The 15468-nt window shown below is 62.6% G+C and carries 17 protein-coding genes and 1 tRNA gene; 8 read left to right on the forward strand and 10 right to left on the reverse strand.

The window, feature by feature from the left end; translation table 11 throughout:
• Positions 1-47 precede the first annotated feature (47 nt).
• Positions 48-272, reverse strand: a complete 225-nt coding sequence (locus ACSSV4_RS17855; protein ID WP_454276452.1) for a hypothetical protein — start codon at positions 270-272, stop codon at positions 48-50.
• A 76-nt stretch (positions 273-348) separates the two neighbouring features.
• Between ACSSV4_RS17855 and ACSSV4_RS17860 the strand changes: the two genes are divergently transcribed.
• Complete coding sequence (locus ACSSV4_RS17860; RefSeq protein WP_454276453.1) at positions 349-558, forward strand: helix-turn-helix domain-containing protein; 210 nt, start codon at positions 349-351, stop codon at positions 556-558.
• 13 nt (positions 559-571) lie between these two features.
• Here the strand turns inward: ACSSV4_RS17860 and ACSSV4_RS17865 are convergent.
• From ACSSV4_RS17865 to ACSSV4_RS17880, 4 genes are all read right to left on the reverse strand, one after another.
• Positions 572-647, reverse strand: a tRNA-Thr gene (locus tag ACSSV4_RS17865).
• A 1249-nt stretch (positions 648-1896) separates the two neighbouring features.
• On the reverse strand, positions 1897-2829 hold the full coding sequence (locus ACSSV4_RS17870) for an ABC transporter permease (protein WP_454276454.1): 933 nt from the start codon (positions 2827-2829) through the stop codon (positions 1897-1899).
• On the reverse strand, positions 2822-3829 hold the full coding sequence (locus ACSSV4_RS17875; RefSeq protein ID WP_454276455.1) for an ABC transporter permease: 1008 nt from the start codon (positions 3827-3829) through the stop codon (positions 2822-2824). The genes ACSSV4_RS17870 and ACSSV4_RS17875 overlap by 8 nt, the downstream gene beginning before the upstream one ends.
• Positions 3830-3919: 90 nt before the next feature.
• Complete coding sequence (locus tag ACSSV4_RS17880; RefSeq protein WP_454276456.1) at positions 3920-5626, reverse strand: peptide ABC transporter substrate-binding protein; 1707 nt, start codon at positions 5624-5626, stop codon at positions 3920-3922.
• Between ACSSV4_RS17880 and ACSSV4_RS17885 the strand changes: the two genes are divergently transcribed.
• From ACSSV4_RS17885 to argE, 3 genes are read left to right on the forward strand one after another with little or no spacing between them, the layout of a single operon-like run.
• Complete coding sequence (locus tag ACSSV4_RS17885; protein WP_454276457.1) at positions 5625-5870, forward strand: hypothetical protein; 246 nt, start codon at positions 5625-5627, stop codon at positions 5868-5870. The genes ACSSV4_RS17880 and ACSSV4_RS17885 overlap by 2 nt on opposite strands.
• A gap of 48 nt (positions 5871-5918) precedes the next feature.
• Positions 5919-7739, forward strand: a complete 1821-nt coding sequence (locus tag ACSSV4_RS17890; protein WP_454276458.1) for an ABC transporter ATP-binding protein — start codon at positions 5919-5921, stop codon at positions 7737-7739.
• A 2-nt stretch (positions 7740-7741) separates the two neighbouring features.
• Positions 7742-8908, forward strand: coding sequence for an acetylornithine deacetylase (gene argE / locus ACSSV4_RS17895; RefSeq protein WP_454276460.1), 1167 nt, complete (start codon positions 7742-7744; stop codon positions 8906-8908).
• A gap of 127 nt (positions 8909-9035) precedes the next feature.
• Here argE and ACSSV4_RS17900 read toward each other — a convergent pair whose 3' ends face one another.
• Positions 9036-9473 carry a hypothetical protein gene (locus tag ACSSV4_RS17900; RefSeq protein WP_454276462.1) on the reverse strand — a complete coding sequence of 146 codons (438 nt, stop codon included), beginning with the start codon at positions 9471-9473 and terminating at the stop codon, positions 9036-9038.
• Positions 9474-9606: 133 nt separating this feature from the next.
• Positions 9607-10344, reverse strand: a complete 738-nt coding sequence (locus ACSSV4_RS17905; RefSeq protein WP_454276463.1) for an endonuclease/exonuclease/phosphatase family protein — start codon at positions 10342-10344, stop codon at positions 9607-9609.
• A gap of 49 nt (positions 10345-10393) precedes the next feature.
• On the opposite strand from ACSSV4_RS17905, the gene ACSSV4_RS17910 reads away from it, so the two are divergent.
• Positions 10394-11032: a hypothetical protein gene (locus ACSSV4_RS17910; RefSeq protein ID WP_454276465.1), complete on the forward strand. Its 639-nt coding sequence runs from the start codon at positions 10394-10396 to the stop codon at positions 11030-11032.
• Here the strand turns inward: ACSSV4_RS17910 and ACSSV4_RS17915 are convergent, their stop codons facing one another.
• Genes ACSSV4_RS17915 through ACSSV4_RS17925 form a run of 3 tightly spaced genes read right to left on the reverse strand, consistent with a single transcriptional unit; the run spans position 11033 to position 13870 of the window.
• A complete protein-coding gene (locus ACSSV4_RS17915; RefSeq protein ID WP_454276467.1) occupies positions 11033-12454 on the reverse strand; it encodes a protein adenylyltransferase SelO in 1422 nt (473 codons plus the stop codon).
• Positions 12455-12485: 31 nt separating this feature from the next.
• A complete protein-coding gene (locus ACSSV4_RS17920; RefSeq protein WP_454276469.1) occupies positions 12486-12932 on the reverse strand; it encodes a GNAT family N-acetyltransferase in 447 nt (148 codons plus the stop codon).
• Positions 12929-13870, reverse strand: coding sequence for a nucleoside hydrolase (locus ACSSV4_RS17925; protein WP_454276471.1), 942 nt, complete (start codon positions 13868-13870; stop codon positions 12929-12931). The genes ACSSV4_RS17920 and ACSSV4_RS17925 overlap by 4 nt, the downstream gene beginning before the upstream one ends.
• 306 nt (positions 13871-14176) lie before the next feature.
• Between ACSSV4_RS17925 and ihfB the strand changes: the two genes are divergently transcribed.
• Genes ihfB through ACSSV4_RS17940 form a run of 3 tightly spaced genes read left to right on the forward strand, consistent with a single transcriptional unit; the run spans position 14177 to position 15467 of the window.
• Positions 14177-14458, forward strand: a complete 282-nt coding sequence (ihfB, locus tag ACSSV4_RS17930) for an integration host factor subunit beta (RefSeq protein ID WP_454276472.1) — start codon at positions 14177-14179, stop codon at positions 14456-14458.
• Positions 14459-14461: 3 nt separating this feature from the next.
• Positions 14462-14812, forward strand: coding sequence for a DUF1049 domain-containing protein (locus tag ACSSV4_RS17935; RefSeq protein ID WP_454276473.1), 351 nt, complete (start codon positions 14462-14464; stop codon positions 14810-14812).
• A 10-nt stretch (positions 14813-14822) separates the two neighbouring features.
• Complete coding sequence (locus ACSSV4_RS17940; RefSeq protein WP_454276474.1) at positions 14823-15467, forward strand: phosphoribosylanthranilate isomerase; 645 nt, start codon at positions 14823-14825, stop codon at positions 15465-15467.
• Position 15468: the final 1 nt, after the last annotated feature.

Below are 15468 nucleotides of genomic sequence, written 5' to 3' on the forward strand. Positions count from 1 at the left end.
TCAGGCGTATGCGTCTTTCTCTTTGTCATTTTGGATCGTCTCTCTCGTCATACGATCCACCTTAACAACTGGTCCGAATTTCTGCGACCACCTCTAAGCCCTAGTAGGCAAAACACCAGCGCAACAACCAAGGCGGAGAAGGGCGATAAAACCAGAATCACGGCTAGAACGACAAACAGCATCACCAGCTCGACTACGGCAATCAAAAATCGCATTATTTGTGAAGTCACAATGGCACCTGTCATATTCTCTAGGTGCTTCAAAGTCAGCATATCCAGACTCCGGTGACAATGAAAATGAGACTCATAGTCTGTAGATCAATAAGCTGCATATCCGCGCTATGCCCGCATGGATATCAAAGCGGTCGTGGGCAGAAACGTGAAGCAACACCGGGAGGCCAAGGGTCTCTCGCAGGAACAGCTTGCGTTTGAGGCCGACCTGCACCGCACCTATGTCAGTGGGGTTGAGCGCGGCATACGAAACCCAACAGTTCTCATTGTTGCGAAGCTCGCGAACGCGCTGGGCGTCGAGCCGTCGAAGCTACTGGAATTGAATTAATAGCTTGAAGGGGTGGTGCCGCACAAGGGATTCGAACCCCTGACCTCCGCATTACGAATGCGATGCTCTACCAGCTGAGCTAGTGCGGCCTCCTTCTCTGTCACGGCCCTACTATGGCCCTACTAGTTCCAACGCGCCACCTGCAAGCGACTGCTTTTTAAAGTCATTCACGAGCGGACCCGCTACTTACGAATGACGTGCTCTACCAACTGAGCTACACCGGCAACGAGGCGTCGTTTAACCCATGCGCCCGCCTTGGGCAACAACGAAAACGGGCACGGTGTTGCGAGCCGATCCATCGTACGATTCGAACCGCATGAATCTTTTAAGGGTGTTGTGGAAGGCATGCCATTTGTGACCACCTTCGGTGTTCCCAAGATGGGAGGTCGCGTCGTTCTCTTTCCGCGCGCCAGCCGATGCGATTGGCAACGGCGCAAACGATCTATTTTTGAATGTGAACCTGACTGGCATCGCGTTTGTAGACGGAGTGTTCTCAAAGCCTCCTGAACCTCAGATTCCGGACAATAACATATGCGCTTGGGCCATTTTTGGCCAAGGCCGGTCGGGCCGAAATTCGATGCCTTTTGATCAGTGGTGCAATGTCGCGATTGGGCTGGTTTGGACAGCGCAAGATGGTCGAGGGCAACGGGTTGTAACGCATGTTGGCGTGTAACGTGGAGATTGCTGATGGCATCTGCAATGGCCATCAGGATGGTCCGGCAAATCTGGGTGATGTTGACGACGCGCGGACCTTAGGGAACCGGTTCGCGACTTAGTAGAACTCGACCGGTGGCAAAGCCGGGTCCAGGGTCATATCAAACGAGCGGACGGATCCTCGCGAAGAGTGCATGCCGACGGGGAAGACGGCGCTCAGGCGCGATGTGAAACCAAATCCGACATCGGCGACGGGCTTGGTCAATACGGTGCTGGACAAGAAACCGTATCGGCTAATTGCTGTCGCTCTGACGAAGGTGCGCAAACGTAGCGCTTGGACCTCGCTAACACGAGACGGAACCTGTCGACGTTATGGCCGCCGACCTGTCAGGCCAGCGCCATCCGATTTGGCGAAGCCTGTCATGATTGTGGAACGGTCGAATCGAAGGAGAGGCAAAGCTGTGTTTCATAGCGCCCTCCAGGCATCAGGGTGATTGAGGCCCTCATCAGGGGATCTCGATCAGGGCCGATGGGCTGCAGAATGCCGCATGAAGAGGTGAGACATTTGACAGCAACCGATCGTCACGCAAGGACATGATGATCCCGAGCCACAAGGGCGTCCACTGTGACCCTCACAGCAGACCCCAAGGGAATTCTGACGATTCAGCGTTGCGTCGAAACGCGTTAGCGCCCCCGGATGCGCGGGTCGAGCGCATCGCGCAGACCGTCGCCCATGTAGTTGATCGACAGCACCGTTAGCGAGATCGCAAGGCCGGGCCAGAACACCCGCTCGGGGTAGTCCTGCAGGTATTGCGTGGCGTCGTTCAGCAGCCGCCCCCAGGTCGGAAAATCGGGTGGAAAGCCAAGGCCGAGGAACGACAGCGCGCTTTCGGTGATGATCGCATTGGCGATGCCCAATGTCGCAGACACCATGATCGGTGACATCACGTTGGGCAGGATATGCCGGGTGATGAGGTTGAAATTCGTGGTCCCGATGGAGCGGGCGGCAAGGATGAATTCACGCTCCTTGAGGGCCAGAACATCGCCGCGCACGATCCGCGCCGTGGGCATCCAGCTAGTGACACCGATGGCCACCACGATCAGGATGAAGATGCCCATTTCCGGGCCAAACATGCCGTTCAGCGCCTCGCGGAACAAAAGCACCATCACCAGCAGAAGCGGCAGCAGCGGCAGTGACAGGAAGAGGTCCGTAAAGCGCATGAGCGGCCCGTCGAGGCGGCGGAAGAACCCGGCCAGAACGCCGATCAGCGAGCCCAGCACCAGCGCCAGCAGCATCGCCGTCAAGCCGACGGCGACGGAGGTTCGGCCCCCCTCCAGCATGCGTGCCAGCGTATCGCGGCCCAGCTGATCGGTGCCGAAGGGATGCGCGAGGCTGGGTCCCTGATTGCGCGCGCGAATATCGATATAGGTGGCGTCATAGGGCCAGATATAGGGTCCGAGGAACACCGCGAAGATGATGAACAGCAACACGATACCGCCGACGAGCGCGCCACGATGCGATTTGAACTGGTCCCAGACATCGCGCCACTGGCTGCTGGGGGGCGCGGTCGGGCCTGCATCCGCGAGGGCGGTGATCGGTTTGGGGGTCTCAGTCATAGCGGATCCTCGGGTCGAGCACGCCATAGAGGACGTCGGCGACGATATTGAAGAACACGATGAGCACCGCGATCATGAAGGTCACTGTCTGCACCATCGGCAGGTCATTGGCCTGAATGGCGGTGATCAGAAGCTGGCCAAGCCCGTTCACCTTGAAGATCTGCTCGGTGATGATTGCGCCGCCAAAAATATAGGGTACGCCGAGCGCGATCACCGTGACCACCGGGATCATCGAGTTGCGCAGCACGTGCACCATCACCACCGCCCATTCCGACAGCCCCTTGGCGCGCGCGGTGCGTACGTAATCCTGGTTGAGATTGTCGAGCATCGAGGCGCGCATGAAGCGGCTGATCTGCGCCGTGGTCTGCAGGGCCAGTACCATCACAGGCATGACCATCTGCAGAATCTGCTTCTTGAAGGTGGTCCAATCCACGACCTGCAAGGTCGTGTCATAGATCGAGGGCAGCCAGCCAAGTTGCACCGAGAAGATCACGATCACCAGCACGCCCGAGAAGAACGGCGGCACCGAATAGCCGACCATTGTGACGAAAGTGCCGGCCTGATCGAAGAGCGAATATTGCCGGTAAGCGGAATATATGCCGATGGGCATGGCGATGAGGATGCCCACGACATAGGACATCGCCACGACCCATAGGGTCTGCGGCATGCGCTGGACGATTACGTCCATCACCGGTGAGCGGAACTGCCAACTGAGCACGCGCTGCTGACCCTCGGCAAGTGCCGTGCCCAGGATGTGGTCTGTGAGAATCATCGGTTCGACGACGAAGAACTGCCACATCCATTTGCCGAACCGGATATGGGTGGGTTCCCCCAGCCCGAGCGCCAGGCGCATCTTTTCCTTGACCTCGGGCGGTACGGTAAGGGGCACCTGTGCCATCGGATCACCGGGCGCAAGTTCGAGCAGGAGAAAGATCACAAGGCTGATGAACAGCAGCGTCGGGATCGAGAGCACGAGCCGTCGGATCGTAAAAGTCAGCATGCGCGGCGCCTTTTGCGGGTCGTTCTTATTGTTGCTTTATGGGTAAAGGCGCCACCCCGAGCGCAGGGCCGGGGTGGCGATCGGTTCAGATCATTCCTTGATCCGATACCAGTCTGCGGCATTCCACAGTTCGGTGTCCCAGGTGTTCAACTCGACCCCGCCAAGGGTGTTGGAGCGGGCCGAGACCCGGCCACGGTCCACCAGCGGGACGATGACATAGCTGTCCTTGGTCAGCATGTCGTTCAGCTTCTTGGCAATTTCCGCCCGCTTGTCCAATTCGGCGGTGCGGCCCAGTTCCTTCACCAATTCGTCATAGGCAGGATCGCAGAAGCGGTTGATGTTCTCGCCCTGCCACTGGGTTTCGGGGCGCGGGGCCTTTTCGCAGGTGTAGCCCGCGAGATAGCTTTGCGGATCGGTGCCGTCGAAGTTGTTGGCATACATTTCCACGTCGGCATAGAACTTGGGGAAGGTGTCCGGGCTGCCCGGATCGCTGCCGAAGAACACGCTGGCCGAGATGTTACGCAACTCGGTTTCAACACCAATCTCGGACCACCACTGTTTGATCAGGGCCTGGAAATCCTGACGCACCGCGTTGGTCGAGGTCTGGTAGAGGAGCGACAGTTTCTTGCCGTCCTTGTCGCGAATGCCGTCACCATTGGTGTCGGTCCAGCCAGCCTCTTCCAAGAGCGCCTTGGCGCCTTCGATGTCCTGCGTGAGACATTCGGTATTGTCCGAGGCAAAGATCTCCGGCGCGGGCACGAGGTTGCAGGTCGGGCGACCCGCCTTGCCATAGCCGATTTCGGTCAGCAATTCGCGGTCAATCGCCATCGACAGCGCCTTGCGGACGCGCATGTCGGTCAGGATCGGGTGCGGATGCTTGGCGGTGGCACGTTCGCCTTCCGGCAGGTCGGGCGAGGGATCGGTGAGGTTCATTTCGATCCGTTCGACCAGCGTGCCAAAGGCCGACATCGCCACGCCCTGTCCTGCCGCCTCCATGTTGGCGATCACGTCGGGGGCGAGTTGCAGGTTCCAGGCATAGTCGAATTCGCCGGTTTCCAGCACGGCGCGGCCGGCTGCGGTGGCGTCGCCGCCACCCTTGAAGGTCATGGTGGCAAAGCGCGGCTTTGCCGGGTCGCGATAGTTCGGGTTCGCCGAGAGCGAGATCACGTCATTGGGGCGGAATTCGTCCACCTTGAACGGGCCGGTGCCGATGGGCGCGAAATTGGCATCGGTGCATTCCGGCGCCTTGGCCCCCATGCAATCGGCGAATTGTTCTGCCTGAATGATCGGCGCCTGCCCACCCATGAATGGCCCGTAGGGCACCGGCGTCGGCTGCGAGAAATTGACCTTGACGGTCAGGTCGTCAATCACCTCGACCGACTCCACACCCTCGTATTTGCCAAGCTGCGCGCAGCCGACCTCGGGGTGCATGCAGTATTCGGCTGTGAATTTCACGTCCTTGGCGGTGAAGGGCGTGCCATCGGACCAGGTGATGCCCGGCCTGATCTTCCAGGTGATCGAGGTGAGGTCCTCGGCCACGCCGCCGTTGGTGACGGTGGGGATTTCCTCGGCCAGATAGGGGACCATCTCGCCCTTGGTGTTGTAGCGGCCAAGCGGTTCGATCACGAGGCTCGCCGCCTCGATCTCCTTGGTGCCGCCCGAAAGATAGGGGTTCATAATCGACGGCGCCTGCCAGTAGATCAGGTTGACATGGCCATCCGCACCACGTTCGGCATGTGCCACAAGGGCAAAGCTCGACGCGGCGGTTGCCCCGAGAAGCAAGGATTTCAGGGTCATGGGGTTTGATTCCTCCGGTGTTGGACAGCTCTGGTTCGGCTATCTCGTTTTCGATTTTGCCGACTTTTGCCGGGCTTGGTGTGGCGGAAAAAGACTGTCGGGCGCACGTAAGCACCTTCACCGTATCCCCGCCGGTTCGTGCATCACAGACCGGATTCGGGCAAAAAGCAAGGGGCGCATTCCGCGAATCCGACAATCGCGCGTGATCACCCCGACATGGTTTGACAGCGGTGCGCCAAAGTGAGTAGCGTTTCACCATTGCCCGTCATGGATGAGAAAAAGGCCGCGCCGCATGCTGGACATCCCAATTGCCCGGATCGAGAATCTTCGGGTCACCTTCGAGACCAAGGATGGCCCGGTGGTGGGTGTCGAGGATGTCTCTTTCGAGGTCAATCCCGGCGAGACCGTCTGCATCGTGGGCGAATCGGGATCGGGCAAGTCGGTGTCGTCGCTGTCGCTGATGCGGCTCATCGAATATGGCGGCGGCACCATTGCCGGGGGGCGGATGCTGTTTGATCGCCGCGAGGGGGGGCAGATCGACCTTGCCCAGACCGAACAGGGGCTGATGCGCACGATCCGGGGCAACGAGATCGGGATGATCTTTCAGGAGCCGATGACCGCGCTCAACCCTGTGTTCACCGTGGGGCGGCAGTTGGCCGAGGGGCTGCTCGTGCATCGTGGCATGGACAGGCGCCAGGCCCGTGCGCGGGCGCTTGAACTGCTCAAGGAGGTGCGTATCCCCGAGCCGGAGCGCCGTCTCGATCAGTATCCGCATGAGCTTTCGGGTGGGATGCGACAGCGCGTGGTGATCGCCATGGCGCTCGCCTGCAAGCCGCGCCTCTTGATCGCGGACGAGCCCACGACGGCGCTCGACGTGACCATTCAGGCCGAGATCCTGGCGCTGATGGACCGCTTGAAGCGCGAGACAGGGACGGCGGTGATCTTCATCACCCATGATATGGCCGTGGTGGCGCAGATGGCCGACCGGGTGGTCGTGATGTTCCGGGGCAACAAGGTCGAGGAGGGGCCGGTCGAGCAGATCTTCGAGGCGCCTCAACACGACTATACCCGCGCGCTGCTGGCTGCTGTGCCGAAGCTGGGTGAGATGCGGGGCAAGGCATATCCTGAGCCGATGAAGCTGGTGGGCGCGGATTCGCAGGATATCAAGCCGATCGAGGGCAGTGACGAGGAACTGTTGCACGTCAAGGGCCTGACCACGCGCTTTGCCGTCAAGGGCGGGTTTTTCCGCCGGACGGTGGCGAATGTGCACGCGGTCGAGGATCTGTCCTTTTCGCTTGCCAAGGGCCGCACGCTGAGCCTTGTGGGCGAGAGCGGGTGTGGCAAATCCACCGCCGGGCGGTCGATCCTGCGGCTGGTGGAGCCGATGGCGGGCGAGGTGGTGCTGGATGGCACCGATATCATCGCGCTCGATCCCGGCGCGCTGCGTAAGGCGCGCGTCGATATGCAGATGGTGTTTCAGGACCCGTTCGCGAGCCTTAACCCGCAGATGAAGCTGGCCGATCAGGTGGCCGAGCCGATGCGTAATTACGGCCTTGCCAGCCGGTCGGAAATGGATGATCGGGTGGCGATGCTGTTTGACCGGGTGGAATTGCCGCGCTCGTTCCTGCGGCGGTTCCCGCATGAGTTGTCAGGCGGGCAGCGGCAGCGCGTGGCGATCGCGCGTGCACTGGCACTGAACCCCAAGCTGATCGTGGCCGACGAGGCGGTGAGCGCGCTTGACGTGAGCGTGCAGGCGCAGGTGCTGAACCTGATGATGGAATTGCAGGCAGAACTGGGGCTGAGTTATCTCTTCATCAGCCATGACATGGCGGTTGTCGAGCGCGTCAGCCATGATGTCGGCGTGATGTACCTTGGCCGGATCGTCGAACGCGGCCCGCGTGCCGCCGTCTTCGAGAACCCGCAGCACCCCTATACGCAGGCGCTGATGAAGGCGGTGCCGGTTGCCGATCCGCGCCGCCGCAAATCCGAGAAGGATTTGAATTTCAAGCCGATTCCCTCGCCGATCCACCCTGTCGGATACGAGCCGGGGCCGTCGGAATACAAGGAAGTGGACCCGGGCCATTTCGTGCTGACCTCCGATAGCGGCTATTGAGCATGACCCAGAGACTTTCGCCGGTCGAGCTGATGAGCAAGCTCGTGAGCTTTCCCACCGTGAGCCGTGACAGCAATCTGCCGCTAGTGGATTGGGTCGAGGATTATCTGCGCGAGAACGGCATTACCGCGCATCGCCATTATGACGAAACCGGGGAAAAGGCCGCGCTTTTCGCCCATGTCGGGCCCGAGGTTGAGGGCGGCGTGGTCCTCTCGGGGCACACCGATGTGGTACCGGTAGACGGGCAACCCTGGACATCTGACCCGTTTACCGTAGCGGAGCGGGACGGCAAGTATTTCGGGCGCGGTTGCGTCGATATGAAGGGTTTTGACGCGCTCGCGATCTGGGCGCTGGTCGAGGCGCATCATGCGGGCGTCGCGCGGCCCTTGCAACTGGCGTTGAGCTATGACGAGGAGGTGGGCTGTGTCGGCGCGCCGCCGATGATCGAGCGGATGCTGGAGGTGCTGCCGCGCGCGGAGCTGGCGATTATCGGAGAGCCGTCGACGATGCAGGCGGTGACCGGCCACAAGGGTGGTCTGGGCTATGACGTGCACGTGGTGGGCTTCGAGGTGCACAGCTCGATCATGCATCGCGGCGTCAACGCGATCATGGCCGCGGCACCCTTGATCGACTGGGCCAATCAGCAAAACGCCGAGAACCGGGCGCGCACGCCGTCGGAGCTGGGGTCAATGTTCGAGCCGCCCTGGACGACGCTGCATGTGGGCACAATTTCGGGCGGCACGGCGCATAACATCACCGCCAAGGACTGCCGTTTCGGCATGGATTTCCGTGTGGTGCCGGGCGAAGATCCCGAGGAGTGGGGCGCGCGGTTCGAGGCGCGTGTCTCTGAGGCTGAGGCCGAAATGCAGGCGGTTCATCCCGATACAAGGATCGAACTGCGCCGCAAGTTCCGCGTGCCGGGTCTGAAACCCGAGGAGGGCGGCGCGGCGGAACGCCTCGCGCGCCAGATCACCGGCGACAATGGCAGCCACGTGGTCAGCTATGGCACCGAGGCCGGTCAGTTTCAGGAGCGCGGCTATTCGGCGGTGATCTGCGGGCCGGGCGATATCGCGCAGGCGCATCAGCCGGATGAGTTCATCACCGTGGCGCAGTTCGAGGCGGGCCATACGTTCATGCGCGATCTCGTGGCGCGGCTCCAAAGGGGATAGATCACGCGCGCGCCAAGCCCGTCTCCTACTATCCGGCCGTCATGGCGCGAAGCCAGCGACCTCCACAGGGGCAGAGACGCATAGCGACACGTCAACTGACCGGTCCCGCAGCGCATTGCTCGCCGGGTCAGCCACGTGCGAGCCGCGATCCGTCCTCGTTGCGATAGGTGTCAAGCGACAGCAGCGTATCTTTGCACCGGGCAAGAAACAAACCGATGGCCGCGAGCAGGATCGGCACGCCGGACCAGAATAAAAGGTTCGATCCTTCCGCCAGGGGCATGATCAGATGTGGCATCGTCGCAATCGTGGATGTGCCGTGGATCAGCACGCCGACACCATAGCTGAACGTGCGCGCCAGCCTGAGAAGAATCGCGAGCCCGACCAGGGCCTGCAGGCTGCCGAGACCGATGGCAAGCAGATGGCCCAATCCGTCAATGCCGTAATAGGTCGCGAAAAGTCGTTCTGCCCCGTCCGGGCGCATGACCTTGCTCAGCCCCCAGAGCAAGATGAACGCACCAAAGCTGATGCGCACGAGGAACAAGGCAAAATTCGGGGATGCGGTCACGAGTGGCCTCCAGTCTGTATTGATCCGTGTCGTTTGCATCAGGTCCCGGCAAGGGTTCTGCCGGGCCCTGCGTATTGCGCCGGGAACGTGGTGGCCATGCACTGGAATGGCCAATGACATTCTTGTTATCTGCTCAGAGCGACGTCTGAGGTCGTGCTCGCGCACCGCCATGCGCGCCCTGGGTTTGGCGCAGCCCCAGATCCGCCCAGACCGGCAGGTGATCCGACGCGACCCGCGCGGGCCGCGTGATATGCACGCCGGTTCGCAACGGCACAAGATCGGGGCTGATCGCCAGCCGGTCGAGCCGGGCGACGGGACGCGGGGCCGGATAGCTTGGTCGGGTGGCCACGAACTCCACCCCCTGTGCCACCGCGTCGAGTGCCGCACCGCCCCGCCAGTCGTTGAAATCGCCTGCCAGCACGGTGGGGCAGGGCTCCAGCCGTGCGACAGCGCGCATGATCGCTGCCACCTGCAACAGCCGGTAACGCCGCACCAGCCCCAGATGCAGCCCGACCACGCGCAAACGCCCCAGATCGGTCTCGAGATCTGCGCGCACCGCGCCGCGCGGCTCCAGCCCCGGAAGCTCGATATGCTGGGTCTCGATCACCCGCAGGCCAGGCCGCAGCAGCATCGCGTTTCCGTGCCAGCCGAGCGAGCCGCCGGGCTGGCCGAATGCCACCACCTGCCAGCCCTCGGCCTCGGCCATGTCGTGGGGCAGGGCGGCCATGCGGGGCGCAAGGCGCTTGTCGGCCTCTTGCAAGACCACCACATGCGCGGCGAGATCGCCGATCACGCGCAGAATGCGGTCCGGCCTGCGCCGCAGGTCGAGCCCCACACATTTCTGAAGATTATAACTTGCAATCCGGATCATCGACGCCCTCATTGTTTCCTGATAGCATCGAAAAACAACAGGAGGCAGCATGTTTTCCGACCAGACCCTGCTCACCCGGCTGATCTGGGTGGCGCTCGGGCTGATCGCGCTCGATGCGCTGGTTACGCGGGAATGGTCGCTGGCCTTCATTGCGCTGGCCACGATGGCGCTGTCAATGGCCCCAGTGCTGGTGGCGAGATGGGCCGAGATCGACGTGCCACCCAGTTTCCTCACGGCCATCGTGATCTTTGTCGGGGCCACGCTCTTTGCCGGGGAGGTGCTCGATTTCTACGAGCGGTTCTGGTGGTGGGATATCGTGATGCATGCAGGTTCGGCCATCGGGTTCGGGCTGATCGGCTTTGTGCTGGTCTTCATGATGTTTCAGGGCGACCGCTATGCCGCGCCGCCCTGGGCGGTGGCGTTCTTTGCCTTCTGCTTCGGGCTGTCCATCGGTACGCTGTGGGAGATTTTCGAATTCGCCATGGATCAGAGTTTCGGCCTGAACATGCAGAAATCCGGGCTGATGGACACGATGGGCGACCTGATCATCGACATGATCGGGGCGGGGTTGGGGGCGGCGTCGGGTTTCGCGTATCTGAAGGGGCGGGCCTATGGCGGGTTTACCGGGGTAATCGACGAATTCATCCGCCGCAACCCGCGCCTGTTCCGGCGGCTGCGCGACAAGTGATCAGGTGCCGCAGAACGTGGCGCGCACCACCTCCGCAGGTTCTGGCGGGCGTTTGAGATCGGCCGCGTCGGGCTGATCGTCAAAGGGGTTTGCCAGCACCGACAGGAGCCGCCCGAAGGGCTCGTAATCGCCCGAGATGGCCGCGTCGATCATCTGCTCCACCCGGTGATTGCGCGGAATGACGGCGGGATTGGCGGCGCGCATCACTGCCTCGGGGTCGCGTTCGCTTGCGATCCGCGCACGCCAGCCGTCTGCCCATGTATCGAATGCGTCGCGCTCGAGGAACTGATCGCGCGCGGTGCCGTCGAGCAGGCCGCGGAACGTATTGGTGAAATCGGCGCGTCCCTCGGCCATGCGCGTGAGCAGGTCGGCGACGAGGGCGGCGTCCTCGGCGCTTGCATCTGCGATACCGATCTTGCGGCCAAAGCTGCGGCGCCATTCGGTCTCGATCCGGTCGGGCATGGCATGGACAAGGGCCGTGAATTCCTCGATGGCGGCATCTTGATCGGGCATCAGCGGCACAAGGGCAGTTGCGAATTGCGCCATGTTCCAGACGATCACATGCGGCTGGTTGTCATAGGCATACCGGCCATGCGCGTCGATCGAACTGAACACCTGTTGCGGGTGATAGACATCCATGAAGGCGCATGGGCCATAGTCGATCGTCTCGCCGGAAATGGCGGTATTGTCGGTGTTCATCACGCCGTGGATGAAGCCCACCGACAGCCAGCCCGCCACCAGCTTGGCCTGCCGCCGGATCACCTCGGCCAGCAGATGGGCGGGGCCTTCGATCTGCGGGTAATGGCGGGTGACGGTATAGTCGTAGAGGGCGCGCAGCCCCTCGATGTCGCGGCGCGCGGCGAAATACTGGAAGGTGCCGACGCGCAGATGGCTGGCGGCAACACGGGTCAGCACAGCGCCGGGCATGCCGCCGGTCTCGCGGTAGACCGGCTCACCGGTCTCGACGGCGGCGAGCGCACGGGTGGTGGGCAGGCCGAGGGCGTGCATCGCCTCGGACACCACATATTCGCGCAGCACCGGCCCAAGCCAGGCGCGCCCGTCGCCCATCCGGCTGTAGGGCGTTGGGCCCGATCCCTTGAGCTGAATGTCGCGGCGCTGGCCTGCGCGGTCCACGACCTCACCCAACAAGAGCGCGCGCCCATCCCCCAGTTGCGGCGAGAAGCCGCCGAACTGATGGCCGGCATAGACCTGCGCCAGCGGGTCCGAGCCGGGCGGGACCGTATTGCCCGCGAAGACCTGCGCCAGCGTGGCGTCATCCGTGGCCCCGATCCCGAGATCGGCGGCAAGCGCCGCGTTGAACCGGATCAGGCGCGGCGCACGCACCGGCACGGCGGTTTGCCGGGTGTAGAACCGTGCGGGCAAGGCGGCATAGCTGTTATCGAAGGGTATCTGAAGTGTCATGGTTACAACGTAAGGTCAACTTTGCGAATGTCTACATCTCGCGGGTCATCAGCATGTAATCCTCGCGTGGCCGAAAGCGAAGCTTCTCGTAAAATCCGCGCGCCCGGTGATTGTCACGCCGCACCTCCAGATGCAAGGCGCGCAGCCCCACGCCGGCCAGCGCCTTGGGCAGCGTGCTGAGCACCTCCGAGCCGATACCGCGCCCGCGCACGGCGCGGCGGATGTAGATTTCATCCACAAAGCCATCCATCCCGGCGAATTCCATCGACCAGCCAAAGCTCAGGATGACATAGCCGATGGGCGCGCGCGGAGGGCCGATCAGATAGGCAGCGCCATGCGGGCTGCCCTCGAGCAGAGGCAGGAGCGCGGCACGGCGCGTCTCGTCCTGCTGCGCGATGCCCGCCTCCTCGTGAAAGGCTGCGACAAGACTTGCCAGCCGCTCCAGATCGTCGGGACGCGCCAGGGTGAGTGCGGTCATAGCGTGGCCAGCCTTTCAGTCAGAAGATCGAAAAATCCGTCCGTGTCGATGTCGTACAGCACGGTCGCATTGGGGGTGCGGCCGGTAACGCCCCACCAGTCCATCACGGTCATGCCGAGGGTCAAGTCGGAGTGTGTCTCGACAGTGACGTTGACGAGGCGGGAGGCAAAAAGTTCAGGGCGCAAAAGCCAGGCGATGGTGCAGGGATCGTGCAGGGGAGCACCTGTGGCGCCGTAGCGGGCTGGATTGTAGCGCTCGGCAAAGCCGGTGAGATCCGCCACGGTGCAACCCACTGCTGTGCCGAGCGCGCGAAGCGCGGCATTGCGTGCGGGCGTCACCAGTGCCTTGTGCGTGACGTCGAGCGGGACCATCACAACACGGACGCCTGCGCGCAGGACGATATCGGCGGCGGTAGGGTCGACGTGGATGTTGAACTCGGCCACCGGGGTTACATTGCCGAGCGCGGTGTGCGCGCCGCCCATCAGCACGATTTCCCGCACCCGCCCGACGATATCCGGCGCGCGAGTGAAGGCGGTGGCGAGATTGGTCAAAGGTCCGAGCGCGACCAGCGTGACGGTGCCGGAGGGATGCCCGCGCAGTCTGTCGATGAGGAAATCCACTGCAGGGGCCTCATGCAATGCCATCCGGGGCGCGGGCAGGTCGGGGCCGTCGAGGCCGCTTTGCCCGTGGACATGTTCGGCTGTGACCAGATTGCGGCCCATCGGCCGGTCGCAGCCCGCGCAGACCGGCAGATCGGATCGGCCCGCCAATTCGCAGATCTTGCGGGCATTGAGAGCGGTTTTCTCCAGCGGCACATTGCCCGCCACGCAGGTCAGCCCCAAAACCTCCAACGTGTCGCGCGCAGCGAGCGCCAGCAGGATCGCCACGGCGTCATCCTGCCCGGGATCGGTGTCGATGAGGATCGGTCTGGGTGCCACGCGTCGCTCCGCTTCGAGGTGCGCAGACAATGCGGTCTGCGCCCGGCAATGTCCACCGCTTCGGTGCCCGCACCCGGCCTCTGCCGAAGGTGGCGAATCATCTCGTTCCCTGCCTGTGTGGCGTTGATGCCGCGCCGCAGCACTGGCCTGTGACCGGGCACGGGGGCGAGTTTCCGCGCGACACGACGAAATATTACATAGTTTTCCGCCTCTTGGCGTCGGCTTTCTGTTTGGGTTTCCCGCCATTCTGGCTATAGTCGCCCGCAACTGCCAAGCACTCACAAGAATGGCCGGGGGAGACCACCGATGATCCGATCGGAACTGATCCAGAAAATCGCCGACGAGAATCCGCACCTCTATCAGCGCGATGTCGAGCGTATCGTGAACACCATCTTCAGCGAGATCACCGATGCGCTTGCCTGCGGCAACCGGGTCGAGTTGCGCGGCTTCGGCGCCTTCTCGGTGAAAAAGCGCGACGCGCGGATCGGTCGCAATCCGCGCACCGGCGAAAGCGTGCATGTTGAAGAGAAATTCGTCCCCTTCTTCAAGACCGGCAAGCTGTTGCGTGACCGGCTCAACGGAAACTGATCCATGCGCTATATTCGCTACGCCTCCATCGCCGTCTTCGCGCTTGCCCTCGTGCTCATCGCTTTGGCCAATCGCGGGGTCGTCACCCTGCGGGTGCTGCCCGATGAGCTGGCAGGCTTTGCCGCGCTCAACCCGACCTATGACGTGCCGCTTTTCGTCGTGATTTACGGCGGCATTCTGGCGGGTCTGATCGTGGGCTTCATCTGGGAATGGATTCGCGAGGCGGGCGAACGTGCGGCGGCCGCGCGTCAGGCCCGCGAACTGGCCAGCCTGCGTGCCGAGGTCAAGCGGCTGAAGGGCGAGAGGCACAAGGACAAGGACGAGGTTATGGCGCTTCTTGACCAAGCGAGTTAAACTCGCGCCCATGAGCAAGGACATTCGCGTCAAGATCTGCGGGCTGACCGCCGTCACTGACGTGGCCGCAGCCGTGGACGCCGATGCGGCCTATGTCGGATTTGTCTTTTTCGAGAAATCGCCGCGCCACGTTTCGGCCGACAAGGCGCGCGCGCTAGCGCTCGAGGTGCCGCCGGGAGTGGCCAAGGTGGCGCTGACGGTGGATGCCGATGACGCGACACTCGATGCGCTGACGGATCAGGTGCCGCTCGATTTCCTGCAATTGCATGGAAACGAGAGCCCGGCGCGGGTGGCCGAGGTCAAGGCGCGCTACGGCCTTCCGGTGATCAAGGCCATCGGGATTGCCGAAGCGGCCGATCTCCCGCAGATCGACTCTTATAGCGGCGTGGCTGATCAATTGCTGATCGACGCCAAGCCGCCACCGGGGGCGACACGGCCGGGGGGCAATGCGCTGGCCTTTGACTGGGGCTTGATCGCGGGACGTGACTGGTCCTTGCCCTGGCTCTTGGCGGGGGGATTGACCCCCGACAATGTGGCCCTAGCGGTGGAGCGCACGGGCGCGCGGCAACTCGATGTCTCGACCGGGGTCGAGGCCGCGCCGGGGATCAAGGATGCGGGTCTGATCCGTGCCTTTATTGACAACGCCCAAGGCTAGG

The sequence above is a fragment of the Roseovarius sp. MBR-154 genome (assembly GCF_053628595.1).

Bases quoted from the DNA above. Each gene is read 5' to 3' on its own strand.
- ACSSV4_RS17880 (WP_454276456.1), bottom strand. From the start codon at position 5,626: ATGACCCTGAAATCCTTGCTTCTCGGGGCAACCGCCGCGTCGAGCTTT.
- ACSSV4_RS17915 (WP_454276467.1), bottom strand. From the start codon at position 12,454: ATGACACTTCAGATACCCTTCGATAACAGCTATGCCGCCTTGCCCGCA.
- ACSSV4_RS17905 (WP_454276463.1), bottom strand. From the start codon at position 10,344: ATGATCCGGATTGCAAGTTATAATCTTCAGAAATGTGTGGGGCTCGAC.
- ACSSV4_RS17855 (WP_454276452.1), bottom strand. From the start codon at position 272: ATGCTGACTTTGAAGCACCTAGAGAATATGACAGGTGCCATTGTGACT.
- ihfB (WP_454276472.1), top strand. From the start codon at position 14,177: ATGATCCGATCGGAACTGATCCAGAAAATCGCCGACGAGAATCCGCAC.
- ACSSV4_RS17935 (WP_454276473.1), top strand. From the start codon at position 14,462: ATGCGCTATATTCGCTACGCCTCCATCGCCGTCTTCGCGCTTGCCCTC.
- ACSSV4_RS17885 (WP_454276457.1), top strand. From the start codon at position 5,625: ATGGGGTTTGATTCCTCCGGTGTTGGACAGCTCTGGTTCGGCTATCTC.
- ACSSV4_RS17875 (WP_454276455.1), bottom strand. From the start codon at position 3,829: ATGCTGACTTTTACGATCCGACGGCTCGTGCTCTCGATCCCGACGCTG.
- ACSSV4_RS17910 (WP_454276465.1), top strand. From the start codon at position 10,394: ATGTTTTCCGACCAGACCCTGCTCACCCGGCTGATCTGGGTGGCGCTC.
- ACSSV4_RS17920 (WP_454276469.1), bottom strand. From the start codon at position 12,932: ATGACCGCACTCACCCTGGCGCGTCCCGACGATCTGGAGCGGCTGGCA.
- ACSSV4_RS17890 (WP_454276458.1), top strand. From the start codon at position 5,919: ATGCTGGACATCCCAATTGCCCGGATCGAGAATCTTCGGGTCACCTTC.
- ACSSV4_RS17860 (WP_454276453.1), top strand. From the start codon at position 349: ATGGATATCAAAGCGGTCGTGGGCAGAAACGTGAAGCAACACCGGGAG.
- argE (WP_454276460.1), top strand. From the start codon at position 7,742: ATGACCCAGAGACTTTCGCCGGTCGAGCTGATGAGCAAGCTCGTGAGC.
- ACSSV4_RS17870 (WP_454276454.1), bottom strand. From the start codon at position 2,829: ATGACTGAGACCCCCAAACCGATCACCGCCCTCGCGGATGCAGGCCCG.
- ACSSV4_RS17940 (WP_454276474.1), top strand. From the start codon at position 14,823: ATGAGCAAGGACATTCGCGTCAAGATCTGCGGGCTGACCGCCGTCACT.